13 protein-coding genes and 1 other RNA gene are annotated in these 13,894 nt (G+C 72.3%); 10 read left to right on the forward strand and 4 right to left on the reverse strand.

All coding sequences use genetic code 11. The annotated features are described in order from the left end of the window. Window positions 1-58: 58 nt before the first annotated feature. Window positions 59-1,168, forward strand: coding sequence for a peptide chain release factor 2 (prfB, locus tag ABD981_RS24740; protein WP_046910795.1), 1,110 nt, complete (start codon window positions 59-61; stop codon window positions 1,166-1,168). A gap of 366 nt (window positions 1,169-1,534) precedes the next feature. Further along, entirely contained in the window at window positions 1,535-2,470 is a 936-nt protein-coding gene (locus tag ABD981_RS24745; protein ID WP_046910796.1) for an LPXTG cell wall anchor domain-containing protein, read from the forward strand. Window positions 2,471-2,565: 95 nt separating this feature from the next. On the opposite strand, the gene ABD981_RS24750 is transcribed toward ABD981_RS24745, so the two are convergent. Continuing rightward, window positions 2,566-2,751 carry a hypothetical protein gene (locus tag ABD981_RS24750; protein ID WP_046910797.1) on the reverse strand — a complete coding sequence of 62 codons (186 nt, stop codon included), beginning with the start codon at window positions 2,749-2,751 and terminating at the stop codon, window positions 2,566-2,568. A 260-nt stretch (window positions 2,752-3,011) separates the two neighbouring features. On the opposite strand from ABD981_RS24750, the gene ftsE reads away from it, so the two are divergent. The 5 genes from ftsE to ssrA all read left to right on the forward strand — a co-directional run bounded on the left by ftsE (window position 3,012) and on the right by ssrA (window position 6,937). Continuing rightward, window positions 3,012-3,701, forward strand: a complete 690-nt coding sequence (gene ftsE / locus ABD981_RS24755; RefSeq protein ID WP_046910798.1) for a cell division ATP-binding protein FtsE — start codon at window positions 3,012-3,014, stop codon at window positions 3,699-3,701. A 21-nt stretch (window positions 3,702-3,722) separates the two neighbouring features. Further along, window positions 3,723-4,640 carry a permease-like cell division protein FtsX gene (ftsX, locus tag ABD981_RS24760; RefSeq protein ID WP_046910799.1) on the forward strand — a complete coding sequence of 306 codons (918 nt, stop codon included), beginning with the start codon at window positions 3,723-3,725 and terminating at the stop codon, window positions 4,638-4,640. 79 nt (window positions 4,641-4,719) lie between these two features. Next, a complete protein-coding gene (locus ABD981_RS24765) occupies window positions 4,720-5,892 on the forward strand; it encodes a S41 family peptidase (protein WP_046910800.1) in 1,173 nt (390 codons plus the stop codon). 18 nt (window positions 5,893-5,910) lie between these two features. Continuing rightward, the gene (smpB, locus tag ABD981_RS24770; RefSeq protein WP_046910801.1) at window positions 5,911-6,450 is read left to right on the forward strand and encodes an SsrA-binding protein SmpB; all 540 of its coding nucleotides are present in this window, start codon (window positions 5,911-5,913) and stop codon (window positions 6,448-6,450) included. 94 nt (window positions 6,451-6,544) lie between these two features. Continuing rightward, window positions 6,545-6,937, forward strand: a transfer-messenger RNA (tmRNA) gene (gene ssrA / locus ABD981_RS24775). Window positions 6,938-6,999: 62 nt separating this feature from the next. Here ssrA and ABD981_RS24780 read toward each other — a convergent pair. Then, entirely contained in the window at window positions 7,000-8,340 is a 1,341-nt protein-coding gene (locus ABD981_RS24780; RefSeq protein ID WP_345530382.1) for an MFS transporter, read from the reverse strand. Between the two features lie 89 nt (window positions 8,341-8,429). Between ABD981_RS24780 and ABD981_RS24785 the strand changes: the two genes are divergently transcribed. From ABD981_RS24785 to ABD981_RS24795, 3 genes are all read left to right on the forward strand, one after another. Further along, entirely contained in the window at window positions 8,430-9,407 is a 978-nt protein-coding gene (locus tag ABD981_RS24785) for a LysR family transcriptional regulator (protein ID WP_123955126.1), read from the forward strand. 117 nt (window positions 9,408-9,524) lie between these two features. Continuing rightward, window positions 9,525-10,892: a nitrate/nitrite transporter gene (locus ABD981_RS24790; RefSeq protein WP_046911454.1), complete on the forward strand. Its 1,368-nt coding sequence runs from the start codon at window positions 9,525-9,527 to the stop codon at window positions 10,890-10,892. Between the two features lie 84 nt (window positions 10,893-10,976). Continuing rightward, window positions 10,977-12,140 (forward strand): uroporphyrinogen-III synthase, encoded by a 1,164-nt coding sequence (locus ABD981_RS24795; protein ID WP_046911453.1) that lies wholly within the window; start codon window positions 10,977-10,979, stop codon window positions 12,138-12,140. 70 nt (window positions 12,141-12,210) lie between these two features. Here the strand turns inward: ABD981_RS24795 and ABD981_RS24800 are convergent, their stop codons facing one another. Together ABD981_RS24800 and ABD981_RS24805 are read right to left on the reverse strand one after the other, a co-directional pair. Then, window positions 12,211-12,756, reverse strand: a complete 546-nt coding sequence (locus tag ABD981_RS24800; RefSeq protein ID WP_123955125.1) for an anthrone oxygenase family protein — start codon at window positions 12,754-12,756, stop codon at window positions 12,211-12,213. Between the two features lie 85 nt (window positions 12,757-12,841). Beyond that, entirely contained in the window at window positions 12,842-13,672 is an 831-nt protein-coding gene (locus tag ABD981_RS24805; protein WP_046911452.1) for an MmyB family transcriptional regulator, read from the reverse strand. Window positions 13,673-13,894: the final 222 nt, after the last annotated feature.

Consider the following 13,894-nt stretch of genomic DNA (forward strand, 5'->3'; position numbering starts at 1 on the left):
CGGGGCCACGGGCGGAACACGGGTCCAGGTCTCGGCCCGGAGCCGTTACGCTGGACGCGTGGCAGTCGTCGATGTATCCGAAGAGCTGAAGTCCCTCTCCTCGACCATGGGGTCGATCGAGGCCGTTCTGGACCTCGAGAAGTTGAGGGCAGACATCGCCGTGCTCGAAGAGCAGGCCGCGGCCCCGTCCCTGTGGGACGACCCGGAGGCGGCGCAGAAGATCACCAGCAAGCTGTCGCACCTCCAGGCCGAGGTGCGCAAGGCCGAGGCGCTGCGCGGCCGCATCGACGACCTCGGGGTGCTCTTCGAGCTCGCCGAGGAGATGGACGACCCGGACACCCGGGCCGAGGCCGAGGCCGAGCTGACGGCCGTCCGCAAGGCGCTCGACGAGATGGAGGTCCGCACCCTCCTCTCCGGCGAGTACGACGAGCGCGAGGCGCTGGTCAACATCCGCGCCGAGGCCGGCGGCGTCGACGCCTCCGACTTCGCCGAGCGCCTCCAGCGCATGTACCTGCGCTGGGCCGAGCGCCACGGCTACTCCACGGAGATCTACGAGACCTCGTACGCGGAAGAGGCCGGCATCAAGTCGACCACCTTCGTCGTGAAGGCCCCGTACGCCTACGGCACCCTCTCCGTCGAGCAGGGCACCCACCGCCTGGTGCGCATCTCGCCCTTCGATAACCAGGGCCGGCGCCAGACCTCCTTCGCCGGCGTCGAGATCCTCCCGGTCGTGGAGTCCTCCGACCACGTCGAGATCGAGGACTCGGACCTCCGCGTCGACGTCTACCGCGCCTCCGGCCCCGGCGGCCAGGGCGTCAACACGACCGACTCGGCGGTGCGCATCACGCACATCCCGACCGGCATCGTGGTCTCCTGCCAGAACGAGCGCTCCCAGATCCAGAACAAGGCGAGCGCCATGAACGTCCTCCAGGCCAAGCTCCTGGAGCGCCAGCGCCAGGAGGAGCGCGCCAAGATGGACGCGCTCAAGGACAGCGGCAGCTCCTGGGGCAACCAGATGCGCTCCTACGTCCTCCACCCGTACCAGATGGTCAAGGACCTCCGCACGGAGTTCGAGGTCGGCAACCCGCAGTCCGTCCTGGACGGCGAGATCGACGGCTTCCTGGAGGCGGGCATCCGCTGGCGCAAGCAGCAGGAGCAGGCGAGCTAGTCGCCTTCCGTCTTCCGGTGTCGGGCCCATTCCCCACGGGGGAGTGGGCCCGACGCTTTTGCGGGAGCAAGCGGAGGAAAGGCTCGTCTGACGCTTTGTCGACATGGCAATGGGCGTGCAGGAGGCGGGAGTTCCGGGTTTACGTCACAGTTGCATCGCCGCATGCGGGGCAACTGGTGATCTTTCGGGCATCACACGCGCAACGACCTTGACTGGCCATCGGAAACTCGGAAGGGTGGCAGGCGGCATGCGTGTAACTGGGGCGCGTGTGAACGGGGGCGGGTCCAGTGAGCAACGGTGACCGCCCAGCGTCCGAGCCCCGAGCGCAGCTCTACAGACGATTGAGCTACTGGGGGTAGCAGCCAGATGACGAAGAAGACGCGGGTTCGTGTCGCGCGGATAGCGGCCGGAGCGGTCATCGCCGCCGGAGCCTCGCTCACCGCCGCCGGTGCCGCTCAGGCCGTCGGCGTGGAAATCGGCTTCAGCGCCGGGGTCAACAGCGAGGACCCTTGCGAGATCGACCCGACGCTCTGCCAGTCGGGCGGCCAGTCCGGCGGTAGCTCGACCGGTGGCACCGAGACCACGGGTGGCTCGTCCACCGGTGGCACGGAGACGACCGGCGGTTCCTCGACCGGCGGTACGGAGACGACCGGTGGCTCGTCCACCGGTGGCACGGAGACCACGGGCGGTTCCTCGACCGGTGGCACGGAGACCACGGGTGGCTCGTCCACCGGTGGCACGGAGACCACGGGCGGTTCCTCGACCGGTGGCACGGAGACCACGGGTGGCTCGTCCACCGGTGGCACGGAGACGACCGGCGGTTCCTCGACCGGCGGCACCGAGACCACGGGCGGTTCCTCGACCGGTGGCACCGAGACGACCGGTGGCTCCTCCACCGGCGGGTCCCAGACCACCGGCGGCAGCGGCACGTCCGGCACCTCCGGCTCCACCGGCGGCTCGTCCTCCGGCGGTTCCGAGACCACCGGCGGCAGCGGCACCTCCGGCTCCACCGGTGGTTCCTCCACCACGGGCGGCTCCTCCACGACCGGTGGTTCCTCCACCGACGGTGGCACCGGCACCTGCACCGTCGACCTCGACGGCGCCGAGTGCGTGGACAACAACCCGGGCACCAACAACGCCGGCTCGCAGCCCGTCGAGCAGGGCAAGGTCAAGGAGGAGCTGGCCGAGACCGGCGCCGCCGAGACCTCGTTCCTGCTGATCGGTGCCGCGACCATGATCGCCGGTGGCATCGGCTTCCGTATGCTGCCGCGTCTCGTGGGCGGCAACCGCGCCGCCGTCTGAAGGCGTGCGTAGGCGCGTGAGCGCATGAGAAAGGGCCGGGGGTCTCGTACCCCCGGCCCTTTCCTCTGCGTGCTCTCCGGCTCGCGTGCGGCCCCCTAGGCCCCGCGCAGCGCCGCCAGCAGCGCCATCGTCGCCACCAGGGCGAGCACCAGGGTCAGCAGCATCGCCGGGGTCAGGCCCGCCGGCTGGGGCAGGCGCTCTCGGTTCGCGCGGCAGACGGGGCAGCGGCCCTCCGCGACGGGGGCCGCGCAGTTGGCGCACACCAGTCGGTCATACGTCATGCGCTCTCCTCCTCCCGCGCGGGATCCTTGCGATCCCTACGAGCCTTGCGGTCCTCACGGCCTCACCAAGAAGAACGGTCCGGGCGTTCCGGGCGTTCCCCTACCACTGTGCCAGCTCCGGCGGTTTTCGGCGCGCCCCGCGGGATCGCGTACCCGGGGGCGAAAAGGATAAAGCACACAAGTCCGGACCGCGACTGCGCGGGCCATCCCCGTTCGCGTATGGTCACGCACACCTACTCCCGGCCGACCGTGGTGCATCCGTGATCCGATTCGACAATGTCTCCAAGTCCTATCCGAAGCAGAACCGCCCCGCGCTCCGGGATGTATCCCTGGAGATCGAGAAGGGGGAGTTCGTCTTCCTCGTCGGTTCCTCCGGCTCCGGAAAGTCGACCTTCCTGCGGCTGATCCTGCGCGAGGAGCGCACCAGCCAAGGTCAGGTGCACGTCCTGGGCAAGGACCTCGCCCGGCTGTCCAACTGGAAGGTGCCGCACATGCGGCGCCAGCTGGGGACGGTCTTCCAGGACTTCCGGCTGCTGCCGAACAAGACCGTCGCCGAGAACGTGGCCTTCGCCCAGGAGGTCATCGGCAAGCCGCGCGGCGAGATCCGCAAGGCCGTCCCCCAGGTGCTCGACCTGGTCGGTCTCGGCGGGAAGGAGGACCGCATGCCGGGCGAGCTGTCCGGCGGTGAGCAGCAGCGCGTCGCCATCGCGCGGGCCTTCGTCAACCGGCCGATGCTCCTGATCGCCGACGAGCCCACCGGAAACCTCGACCCGCAGACCTCCGTCGGCATCATGAAGCTGCTCGACCGGATCAACAGGACAGGGACCACCGTCGTCATGGCGACCCACGACCAGAACATCGTCGACCAGATGCGCAAGCGCGTCATCGAGCTGGAGAAGGGCCGTCTCGTCCGCGACCAGGCACGCGGCGTCTACGGATATCAGCACTGAGCCGGTAGGGGAAACAGACACATGCGCGCTCAGTTCGTGTTCTCGGAGATCATGGTCGGTCTCCGGCGCAACCTGACGATGACCTTCGCCGTCGTCGTCTCCGTGGCCCTCTCGCTCGCCCTGTTCGGCGGTGCGCTGCTCATGCGCGAGCAGGTCAGCACGATGAAGGACTACTGGTACGACAAGGTCAACGTCTCCATCTTCCTCTGCAACAAGAGCGACGGGGCCACCTCGCCCAAGTGCGCCAAGGGCGCGGTCACCGCGCAGCAGAAGGAGCAGATCGAGGCCGATCTGAAGAAGATGGACATCGTCGAGACGGTCCACCGCGAGTCCGCCGACGAGGCCTACAAGCACTACAAGGAGCAGTACGGCGACACGGCCATCGCCTCGGTCGTGACCCCGGACCAGATGCAGGAGTCCTTCCGGGTCAAGCTGAAGGACCCGGAGAAGTACAAGGTCGTCGCGACCGCCTTCGCCGGACGGGACGGCGTCGAGTCCGTCCAGGACCAGCGCGGCATCCTGCAGAACCTCTTCGACCTGATGAACGGCATGAACGTCGTCGCCCTGTACGTGATGGCGCTGATGCTGGTCATCGCGCTGATCCTGATCGTCAACACGGTGCGCGTCTCCGCCTTCAGCCGGCGGCGCGAGACCGGCATCATGCGGCTGGTCGGCGCCACCAACTTCTACATCCAGATGCCGTTCATCATGGAGGCCGCCTTCGCCGGTCTCCTCGGCGGCGCCGTCGCCTCGGTGATGCTGCTGGTGGGGCGCTACTTCCTCATCGACCACGGCCTCGCGCTCGCCGACAAGATGGCGCTGGTCAACTTCATCGGATGGGACGCGGTGCTCTCCAAGCTGCCGCTGGTCATCGCGGTAGGCCTGCTGATGCCCGCCCTTGCCGCCTTCATCGCGTTGCGCAAGTACCTGAAGGTGTGACAGTCCACTCGGGGTGAGCCCATGGCGTCGTCCGGCCAACAGCCGTACGGCGCCATTCGCTTGTCCTAGAGTGGGCGACATGCGTGCCGGTGCCGGCCCCGAGTTCTGTCGACGGCCCCGCGGAGTCCTCCGTGGGGCCGCTCTGACGTTGGTCTTCGCCGGAGTGCTCGGCACGGCGGCGGCCACCGGCTCGCTGCCCCGCCGGGAGCAGGCCCGCGAGCTCGCACCCGTGCCCGCGGCGACCCGGGCGACCGTCGACCGGGCCGCGCTCGCCCGCGCCGCCGCCGAGGCCGTCGCCGACGGCAAGTCCGGCAAGAAGGCCGCCGAGGAGTTCGTCAGCCGCAGCGGCGACCGCTGGGGCGCGGTGTACGACAAGCGGGAGTACGCCGAGTTCGAGCAGGCCCTCGACGGCGCGTACACGGGCGTCGGGCTCTCCGCCCGCAGGGCGGCCGGGGACCGGGTCGAGATCAGCCGGATCCAGGGCGGCGGCCCCGCGGACCGGGCCGGGCTGCGCCCCGGCGACCGGCTCACCGCCGTCGACGGGCGCCCGGTCGCCGGGCTGTCCGTCTCCGAGGTCGTCTCGCTGCTGCGCGGCGGCGGCGTCTCCGGCTCCTCCGTCGCCCTCGGCGTCGAGCGCGGCCGGGCCTCCTGGACGCAGACCCTGCGCCGGGCCCGGCTCACCACCGACCCCGTCACCGTCCGCCGGCTCGACGACGGCACCGTGCTGATCAGGGTGGCCGCCTTCACCAAGGGGACCGGGGAGCGGGTCCGCTCGGCCGTCCGGACCGCGCCCTCCGGCGCGGGGGTCCTGCTCGACCTGCGCGGCAACGCCGGCGGGCTGCTCGCCGAGGCCGCGGTGGCCGCCTCCGCCTTCCTCGACGGCGGGCTCGTGGCCACGTACGACGTGGAGGGCGAGCAGCGCGCGGTGTACGCGGAGGGCGGCGGCGACACCGTACGGCCGCTGGTGGCGCTGATCGACGGCGGCACGATGAGCGCGGCCGAGCTGCTGACCGGCGCCCTGCAGGACCGGGGCCGGGCCGTCACGGTCGGCTCCCGCACCTTCGGCAAGGGATCGGTGCAGATGCCGAGCGCGCTGCCCGACGGCTCGGTCGCCGAGCTCACCGTCGGCCACTACCGCACGCCCGCCGGGCACGCGGTGGACGGCCGGGGCATCACCCCGGACCTCGCGGTGGGCGATCGGGCCGAGGAGCGGGCCCGTACGGTATTGAGTGGCCTCGGAGGGGCCTCGTAGTGCGAAAATGAGCGCACTATGGCAAAGGGACTCGTCAACGTGCAGGGCAAGCCTGCGAAGAAGAAGAGCCAGGACAAGGGGCCGGAGCGCAAGCTCATCGCGCAGAACAAGAAGGCGCGGCACGACTACCACATCCTCGACACCTACGAGTGCGGTGTGGTGCTCATGGGCACCGAGGTGAAGTCGCTCCGGATGGGCAGGGCGTCGCTCGTCGACGGCTTCGTCCAGATCGAGGGCCACGAGGCCTGGCTGTACAACATCCACGTGCCCGAGTACATGCAGGGCAGCTGGACCAACCACTCCGCGAAGCGGAAGCGGAAGCTGCTCCTGCACCGGGAGGAGATCGACAAGCTGGAGCAGAAGGCCTCCGAGACGGGTCACACGGTCGTGCCCCTCGCGCTGTACTTCCTCGGCAGCCGGGTCAAGTGCGAGATCGCGCTCGCCAAGGGCAAGAAGGAGTACGACAAGCGGCAGACCCTGCGGGAGCAGCAGGACACCCGCGAGACCAACCGGGCCATCGCGGCGGCGAAGCGGCGTCAGCGGGCGAGCCGGGTGTAGCCACCCGGGGTTAATGCGCTGGCTACCGCGGCCCCCGGTCACGTACGATGGGGCCTGCACCTCGGAGAGGGTGCGCGCTTTGAAAAATCAACATGGGGATGATCGGTTTCGACAGCGGATGTCGAAGCAGGGGAAGCGTGTCGAGGAAGCGGCAATGATCTCGTAAACCATATGTCGCAACCAATAATCGCCAACTCCAAGAGCGATAACTCCCGCTTCGCCCTCGCTGCCTAATTTTAGGTAACGAGCAGAAGCCTCTGTGAGGAGCGTCAGCCCGGGGGTGGTCCCGACCCGGATCCTGGCGTCATTCAGGGATCTAAACCTCTAGCCCCGGTCACGGGGGCCTGAGGGAAATCAAACAGTGGCTGAGCCCGTTCCGGACTTGTCTGGGTGATCCGGAGGGCTGAGAAACTCGTACCAGACTGCACACGGAGAAGCCCTGTTTCCGCACCGTTGGACGCGGGTTCGATTCCCGCCATCTCCACTCATCCCATGTGGGCACAGGCCCGGTGGTCGTTCCGACGACTGCCGGGCCTTTGTCGTGCGCCGTCACCGCTTCCGTTCCCGCTCCCGGCGGCCCACCCCCGTCGCCAGGCACAGCAGCAGGGCCAGGGTCGCCGCCGTGACCGGGGCGAGGTAGCCGCAGGTCGTCGTCGGGGCGTGCTCCGAGAGCCAGCCGCCCAGGGCCGAGCCCGCCGCCACGCCGCCGAGCAGGGCGGTCACCGCGAGGGTCATGCCCTCGTTGAGGCGGTCCGGCGGGGTCAGGCGCTGGACCAGGGTCATGCCGGTGACCATCGTCGGGGCGATCGTCAGGCCGGCCAGCAGCAGTGCTCCCGCGAGGGCGAGCAGCGAGCCGGTGAGGGCGGCGAGGAGGGGGAGCGCCATCAGCGCGGCCATCGCCGCGAGGCAGCCGGGGAGGCGGGCCGAGCGGCGGGCGCGGCCGTAGGCCAGTCCGGCCGCGCAGGAGCCCGCGGCCTGGAGGGCCAGGACGGGGCCGGCGGCCGGGCCGTCCACGTACGCCAGGGTGACGATCTCCATCGCGCCGAAGACCGCGCCGGTGGCGAGGAAGACCGCGAGCAGGGCCGGCATGCCGGGGGCGCGCAGCGGGGAGCGGCCCGTGGTGCGCGGGGCGACCGGGGGTTCGGTGGAGCGTTGGGCGGCGAAGAGCAGCACCCCGGTGAGGAAGAGGGCGGCGGCGACCAGGGTGCCCGCCCCGGGGAAGAGCGCCGAGCAGAGGAAGGCGGCGAGCACCGGGCCGAGCATGAAGCACAGCTCGTCGGCGGCCTGTTCGAAGGCGTTGGCGGTGTGCAGGGCGGCCTTGGCGTCGGGGGCGTCCTTGAGAAGGTGGGCCCAGCGGGCCCGGGACATGCCGCCGGTGTTGGGGGCGGTGGCGGTGAGCGCGGTGGTCGCGAAGAGGGTCCAGGCCGGGGCCTGGGCGGAGGCGCAGAGCAGCAGGACGAGCCGGCCGAGGACCGCGTGGACGGTGGCGGGCACGGCGATCCGCGCCTGGCCGTACCGGTCGACCAGCCGGGCGATCCAGGGCGCGGTGAGCGCCCCGGCGAACAGGCCGGCGGCTCCGACGGCGCCGGCGAGGGCGTAGGAGCCGTAGGTCTCGGCGATCAGGATGACGGCGCTGACGCCGAACATGCCCATGGGCAGCCGGGCGAGCAGGTTGCCCAGGGTGAAGGCGCGGGCGCCGGGGAGGGTGAAGAGGCGGAGGTAGGGGTTGACGGGGGCGGCAGCCCCCGGTGTGCGGCGCGGAGCCCGGGCGGGGGCGGGTGACCCGGGGGAGTGGGCGGGGGCGGGAGCCCCGGGGGAGTGGTGGCGGGTGTAGCGGGGGGCCGGGGCGGGGCCCGCGGGGGTCAGGATCAGGTCCGGTGGAGGGGGCATGGATCAAGGTTCTTTTGGCATGCCCCTGGCGGTCCAACACCCATGCGGGCCGCATTCACGCGCTTCTGTTGTTGAATGCGGGGGTGAGCATCTCCGGCGACCCCGACCCCCGGCTTCTCCGTTCCTTCGTCGCCGTCGCGGAGGAACTCCACTTCACCCGCGCCGCCGCCCGCCGGTACACCGCGCAGCAGGCCCTCAGCCGGGACATCCGGCGGCTCGAACGGGAGCTGGGCGCCGAGCTGTTCGTCCGGACCACCCGGCAGGTCGCGCTCACCCCGGACGGCGAGCGGCTGCTCCCGTACGCGCACCGCGTCCTCACCGCGTACGAGGAGCTCGCCGACGCCTTCCGCGGCGGGCCCCGTCCGCTCCTCGTCGACCTCAACAGCGCCGGCCTCGGCCATGAGAACGTCGTCCGCCGGGCCCGCGAACTCGCCCCGGAACTGGAGCTGATGGCCCGCTACGAGAGCGGCCTCACCGGCGCGGCGCGCGAGATCCTCGCCGGGCGGCTCGACGTCTCCTTCGGGCGGTACGGAGGCCTCGACCCGGTCCTGCGGGACCGCCTGGAGGCGCAGTTCGTGCGGTACGAGCCGATGGCCGTGCTGCTCCCGGAGGGCGACCCGCTCGCCGCGCTGCCCGAGGTCCCGCTCGGCGCGCTGGCCGGCCGGGACGTCTACGCGGGCGCAGGCAACGACCGCACGCCCGAGTGGACCGACCTGGCCGCCCGCCTCTTCGCCGGCCACGGCGTGCGGGTCGCCCCGCCCGCGCCGCTCGTCGTCGGGATGGAGGAGTTCCGCCGGATCATGGCCAAGTCGCCCACCCCGGTCCTCGCCGTGGTCGATTTCCCGCCGATGCCGGGCTGTGTGCTGCGGCCCCTCGTCGACCCCGTCCCGCTGTCCCCCGTGAGCCTGGTCTGGCGCAGGGGGCTGCGGCACCCGGGGCTCGACGCCCTGCGCCGGGCCGCCGCCGAGCTCGCCGCCGCCGAGGGCTGGTACGAGCGCCCGGCCGGCTCCTGGCTGCCGGACGGGGAGCTCCTGGGGGCGCTCACAGCACCCCCGCGCTCCGGGTGAGAGCAAGGTTCCGTACCCGTCACCTCCCGCCACCGGGCCGAAACGCGCCTTTCCTAGCGTCAGCCGCACGGGGACCCGAGCACTCGCGCGAGGGGCCCGACACCGTGGAGGTGCGAGATGGGCGGCCGGTGGATCGAACGCTGGGAGCCGGAGGACGAGACCTTCTGGCGTGAGGGGGGCGAGCGGATCGCCCGCAGGAACCTGTGGTTCTCCGTGCTGGCGGAGCACATCGGCTTCTCGGTCTGGAGCCTGTGGTCGGTCATGGTGCTGTTCATGGGACCGGGGTACGGCGTCGACCCGGCCGGCAAGTTCTTCCTGATCGCGACCGCCACCCTGGTCGGCGCGTTCGTCCGGATCCCGTACACCTTCGCCGTCGCCCGCTTCGGCGGCCGGAACTGGACGGTGGTCAGCGCCCTGTTGCTGCTGCTGCCGACGGGCCTCGCCTACGCGGTGATGGAGCCGGGCACCTCGTACGGCACCTTCCTGCTGGTCGCCGCCCTCACCGGCGTCGGCGGCGGCAACTTCGCCTCGTCCATGACCAACATCAACGCCTTCTTCCCGCTGCGGAAGAAGGGCTGGGCGCTCGGCCTGAACGCGGGCGGCGGCAACATCGGCGTCCCCGTCGTCCAGCTCGTCGGGCTCCTCGTCATCGGCACCGCCGGGGCCCTGCACCCGCGCCTCGTCCTCGGCGTCTACCTGCCGCTGATCGTCGTCGCCGCCCTGTGCGCCGCGCTCTTCATGGACAACCTGGCCCCGGTCAGGAACGACACCGGCGCCGTGAAGGAGGCCGTGGCGGCCCGGCACACCTGGATCATGGCCTTCCTCTACGTGGGCACCTTCGGCTCCTTCATCGGCTACGGCTTCGCCTTCGGCCTGGTCCTCCAGACGCAGTTCGGGCGCACCCCGCTCCAGGCCGCCTCGCTCACCTTCATCGGCCCCCTGCTCGGTTCGCTCGTCCGGCCCCTCGGCGGCGCGCTCGCCGACCGGCACGGCGGCGCCCGCATCACCCTGGCCACCTTCGCCGCGATGGCCGCCGCCACCGGGGTCGTGATCCACGCGTCCATGACCGAGTCGCTGACCGTGTTCCTCGTGGGCTTCATCGGGCTCTTCGCCCTCAGCGGGCTCGGCAACGGCTCCACGTACAAGATGATCCCGGCGATCTTCCTGGCCCAGGGGCACGGCAAGGGCCTCACCGGCGAGGCGGCCGAGGCCTACGGGCGGCGGCTCTCCGGGGCCTCCATGGGGCTCATCGGGGCGATCGGCGCACTCGGCGGCCTCGGCATCAACCTGGCCTTCCGGCAGTCCTTCCTGACCGTCGGCACCGGCACCGGGGCCTTCGTCGCCTTCCTCGCCTTCTACGCGGCGTGCATGGCGGTGACCTGGGCGGTATACCTTCGCCGGCCCGCCGCCACGGCGCCGGTGACCGGCACGGCGGAAGGCGTCGCAGAGCCGTCGACCGCCCGGCTCGGATACGCCGAGGTGTGAGTCACAGTGGTCCCGCACGGCCGTAACGACCAGGAAATACGCGCGAACCGAGACCGTCACGCGGCCCCGGCAGTCTCGGGCGGCATGGACGAGCAAGAGCGCGGCAGGCAGGGCCAGGGGCCCCTCGCGGGGTTCACCGTCGGGGTCACGGCGGCGCGGCGCGCGGACGAGCTGATCGCGCTGCTGCGCCGCCGCGGGGCGGCCGTCGTCCACGGGCCGGCGCTGCGGATCGTGCCGCTCGCCGACGACACCGAGCTCCTCGCCGCCACCGAGGAGCTCATCGGCCACGCCCCGGACGTCGTCGTCGCCACCACGGCGATCGGCTTCCGCGGCTGGGTCGAGGCGGCCGACGGCTGGGGCTGCGGGGACCAGCTGCTCGACCGGCTGCGCGGGGTCGAACTGCTGGCCCGCGGCCCCAAGGTGAAGGGCGCGGTCCGCGCGGCCGGGCTCACCGAGTCCTGGTCGCCGTCCTCCGAGTCGATGGCCGAGGTCCTCGACCGGCTGCTCGCCGAGGGCGTCGCGGGGCGCCGGATCGCGCTCCAGCTGCACGGCGAGCCGCTGCCCGGGTTCGTGGAGGCGCTGGAGGAGGGCGGGGCGGAGGTCGTCGTCGTGCCGGTCTACCGGTGGATGCCGCCCGTGGACACCGGGCCGCTCGACCGGCTCCTGGACGCGGTGGTCGCCCGCGCGCTGGACGCCGTGACCTTCACCAGCGCCCCCGCCGCCGCCTCGCTGCTGCGCCGGGCGGGGGAGCGGGGACTGCGCGACGAGCTCGTCGCGGCGCTGCGGCGCGAGGTGCCGGCGGTGTGCGTGGGGCCGGTGACGGCGCTGCCGCTGCAGGCCCTCGGCATCGACACGTACCAGCCCGAACGCTTCCGGCTCGGCCCCCTGGTGGGGCTGCTCTGCCAGGAGCTGCCGTCCCGGGCCCGGGTGCTGCCGGTGGCCGGGCGCCGGGTCGAGATCCGCGGCCACGCCGTCCTCGTCGACGGCGCGCTGCGGCCGGTGCCGCCGGCCGGGATGGCCCTGCTCGGGCTGCTCGCCCGCCGGCCCGGCTGGGTCGTCGGCCGCGCGGACCTGCTGCGGGCCCTGCCGGGCGCCGGACGCGACGAGCACGCCGTGGAGACCGCCATGGCCCGGCTGCGGACCGCCCTGGGCGCGCCGAAGCTGATCCAGACGGTGGTGAAGCGCGGGTACCGGCTGGCGCTGGACCCGGTGGCGGACACGAAGTACGGGGACGAGACGGCCGGTTGACTCCGGACCGCCGGCCGACGACCTGCCGGGAGGCCGCCCGCCGGCCCCGGTCCGCGGCGAGGCCGCCCGGTCAGCCCCGGCCCCGTACCGCCCACGCCCGCAGCAGACAGCCGAACCCCGCCAGGGTGAGCACCCCGCGGACGTCGTTCCAGAGCACCCACGGGCCCTCGAAGGCCGCTCGGGCCCTCGCCGGGTCCGCGGTGGCCGCGAGGGCGTCGTTGAGGGGGACGTTCGCGGCCGACGTGACGGCGAACACCGCCACGTACAGGACCAGGGCGGCGACCGTCCAGCCGCGGGCCCGGCCGCCGGACCGCAGCTGCCGGACGGCCAGTGCCGTGAGCAGCAGCGCGCCGAAGAACGGGGTGAAGAAGACCGGGTTCTGGATGACGTCGTTGATGTTCCGCATCACCTCGACGTAGACGCGGTCGTCGCTGCGCGCGAGGGCCGGCATCACCGAGCAGGCGTACGCGAACCACACGCCGGCCGTCAGTCCGGTCGCCACCGTCGCCGCCCCGAGGACCGCCCCGGCGGCTCCCCCCGTGCCCGTCCCCCTCCCCGTGCCGCCGTGCGTCCGGCCGTCCGTCCGATGGCCCGTCTGGTGCTCCGTCTTCGTCATGTCCCCATGGAAGGGCAGGAGTCGGCCGGAGGACATGGCCGTGCGTCGCAGCGGCATACGCGCGCGTCCACGGCGCCCCCGTCCGCTAGGGCGTGCCGGCGCGCAGCATCGGGGCCCGGGGGTGGGCCTTCTGGAGGCCGGGGCGGAACAGCATGATGATCAGCCGGGACCCCGGGGCCGTGAGCGGCTGCGCGGCGCAGATCGTGACGTGGCCGGGGCCCAGCAGGGCGTGGTGGAGCGGGCGCTCGTCGCCGTCCGGGTGGATGTGGGCGCCGCCCGCCTCCCACAGCGGCCCGAGGTCCGGGTCGGCGCGGACCTCCGCCTCGATCCGGCGCAGCGTCGCGTCCTCGCCGCGGGCGGCGATCGCGGCCCGCAGCTGGGGCAGGATCAGCGGCGCCCACACGGTCCGCCAGTCGACCAGGGTGGTGTCCCGGGCCGCGTGGTCCAGGAGCATCCAGCGCATCGTGTTGGCCGGGGGCCGCCCGCCCGGGTACATCTCGGCGAAGCGGCGGTTGTGGGCGAGCAGGTTCCAGGAGGCGTCGGTGATGTACGCCATGTGCCTGATGCCGTCCACGGCCTCCTGCCACACGCCGGGCACCTCCAGGCCGGAGGTCGGGTGGAGCGGCCCGGGCGGGTCGCCGATGCCCGCGTACCGGCAGAGCGAGACCCACTCCTGCTCGTTGAGGCCGAAGAGCCGGGCGACCTGGCGGAGGTAGTCGGCGGGCGGGTGGAGGTAGCGGCCGGTCTCCAGCCGGTTGTACGTGTCGACCGCGCGGCAGGTCAGCTCGTCGACCTGCTGCTGGGAGAGGCCGCGGGCGCGCCGGCCGCGGCCGGTGGGCCGCGAGAGGCCGTGCGCCTCGGGCGCGATCAGTTCGCGGCGTTCGCGGAGGAGGGCCCGCAGCGCCGTCCTGTTCACGTGACTCCCCCCTTTTCTCGCGCCCTGCGTCAATTCCTAGGAAAAATGGTCCGTAGATAATAAACAGTTGAACGTTGATGCTGTGGGGGCGTCCCGCTGACCTGCGAGGACGTCCTCGGACCACCGGACGGCGCTTCCCCCGCGCCGCACCGGTTCCGGCCGGCCCGGGCGGCTCCCCCGTACGCCCGGGCCGGCCCCTCCACGCGGATCCGCGCCCCCCGT

Origin of the sequence: Streptomyces showdoensis, from assembly GCF_039535475.1 — a bacterium.
Classification (GTDB): Bacteria; Actinomycetota; Actinomycetes; order Streptomycetales; family Streptomycetaceae; genus Streptomyces; species Streptomyces showdoensis.

Excerpts from the sequence above, each read along its gene's own strand:
- ABD981_RS24745 (WP_046910796.1), top strand. The coding sequence starts at position 1,535 with ATGACGAAGAAGACGCGGGTTCGTGTCGCGCGGATAGCGGCCGGAGCG.
- ABD981_RS24750 (WP_046910797.1), bottom strand. The coding sequence starts at position 2,751 with ATGACGTATGACCGACTGGTGTGCGCCAACTGCGCGGCCCCCGTCGCG.
- ftsX (WP_046910799.1), top strand. The coding sequence starts at position 3,723 with ATGCGCGCTCAGTTCGTGTTCTCGGAGATCATGGTCGGTCTCCGGCGC.
- ABD981_RS24765 (WP_046910800.1), top strand. The coding sequence starts at position 4,720 with ATGCGTGCCGGTGCCGGCCCCGAGTTCTGTCGACGGCCCCGCGGAGTC.
- smpB (WP_046910801.1), top strand. The coding sequence starts at position 5,911 with ATGGCAAAGGGACTCGTCAACGTGCAGGGCAAGCCTGCGAAGAAGAAG.
- ABD981_RS24780 (WP_345530382.1), bottom strand. The coding sequence starts at position 8,340 with ATGCCCCCTCCACCGGACCTGATCCTGACCCCCGCGGGCCCCGCCCCG.
- ABD981_RS24790 (WP_046911454.1), top strand. The coding sequence starts at position 9,525 with ATGGGCGGCCGGTGGATCGAACGCTGGGAGCCGGAGGACGAGACCTTC.
- ABD981_RS24795 (WP_046911453.1), top strand. The coding sequence starts at position 10,977 with ATGGACGAGCAAGAGCGCGGCAGGCAGGGCCAGGGGCCCCTCGCGGGG.
- ABD981_RS24800 (WP_123955125.1), bottom strand. The coding sequence starts at position 12,756 with ATGACGAAGACGGAGCACCAGACGGGCCATCGGACGGACGGCCGGACG.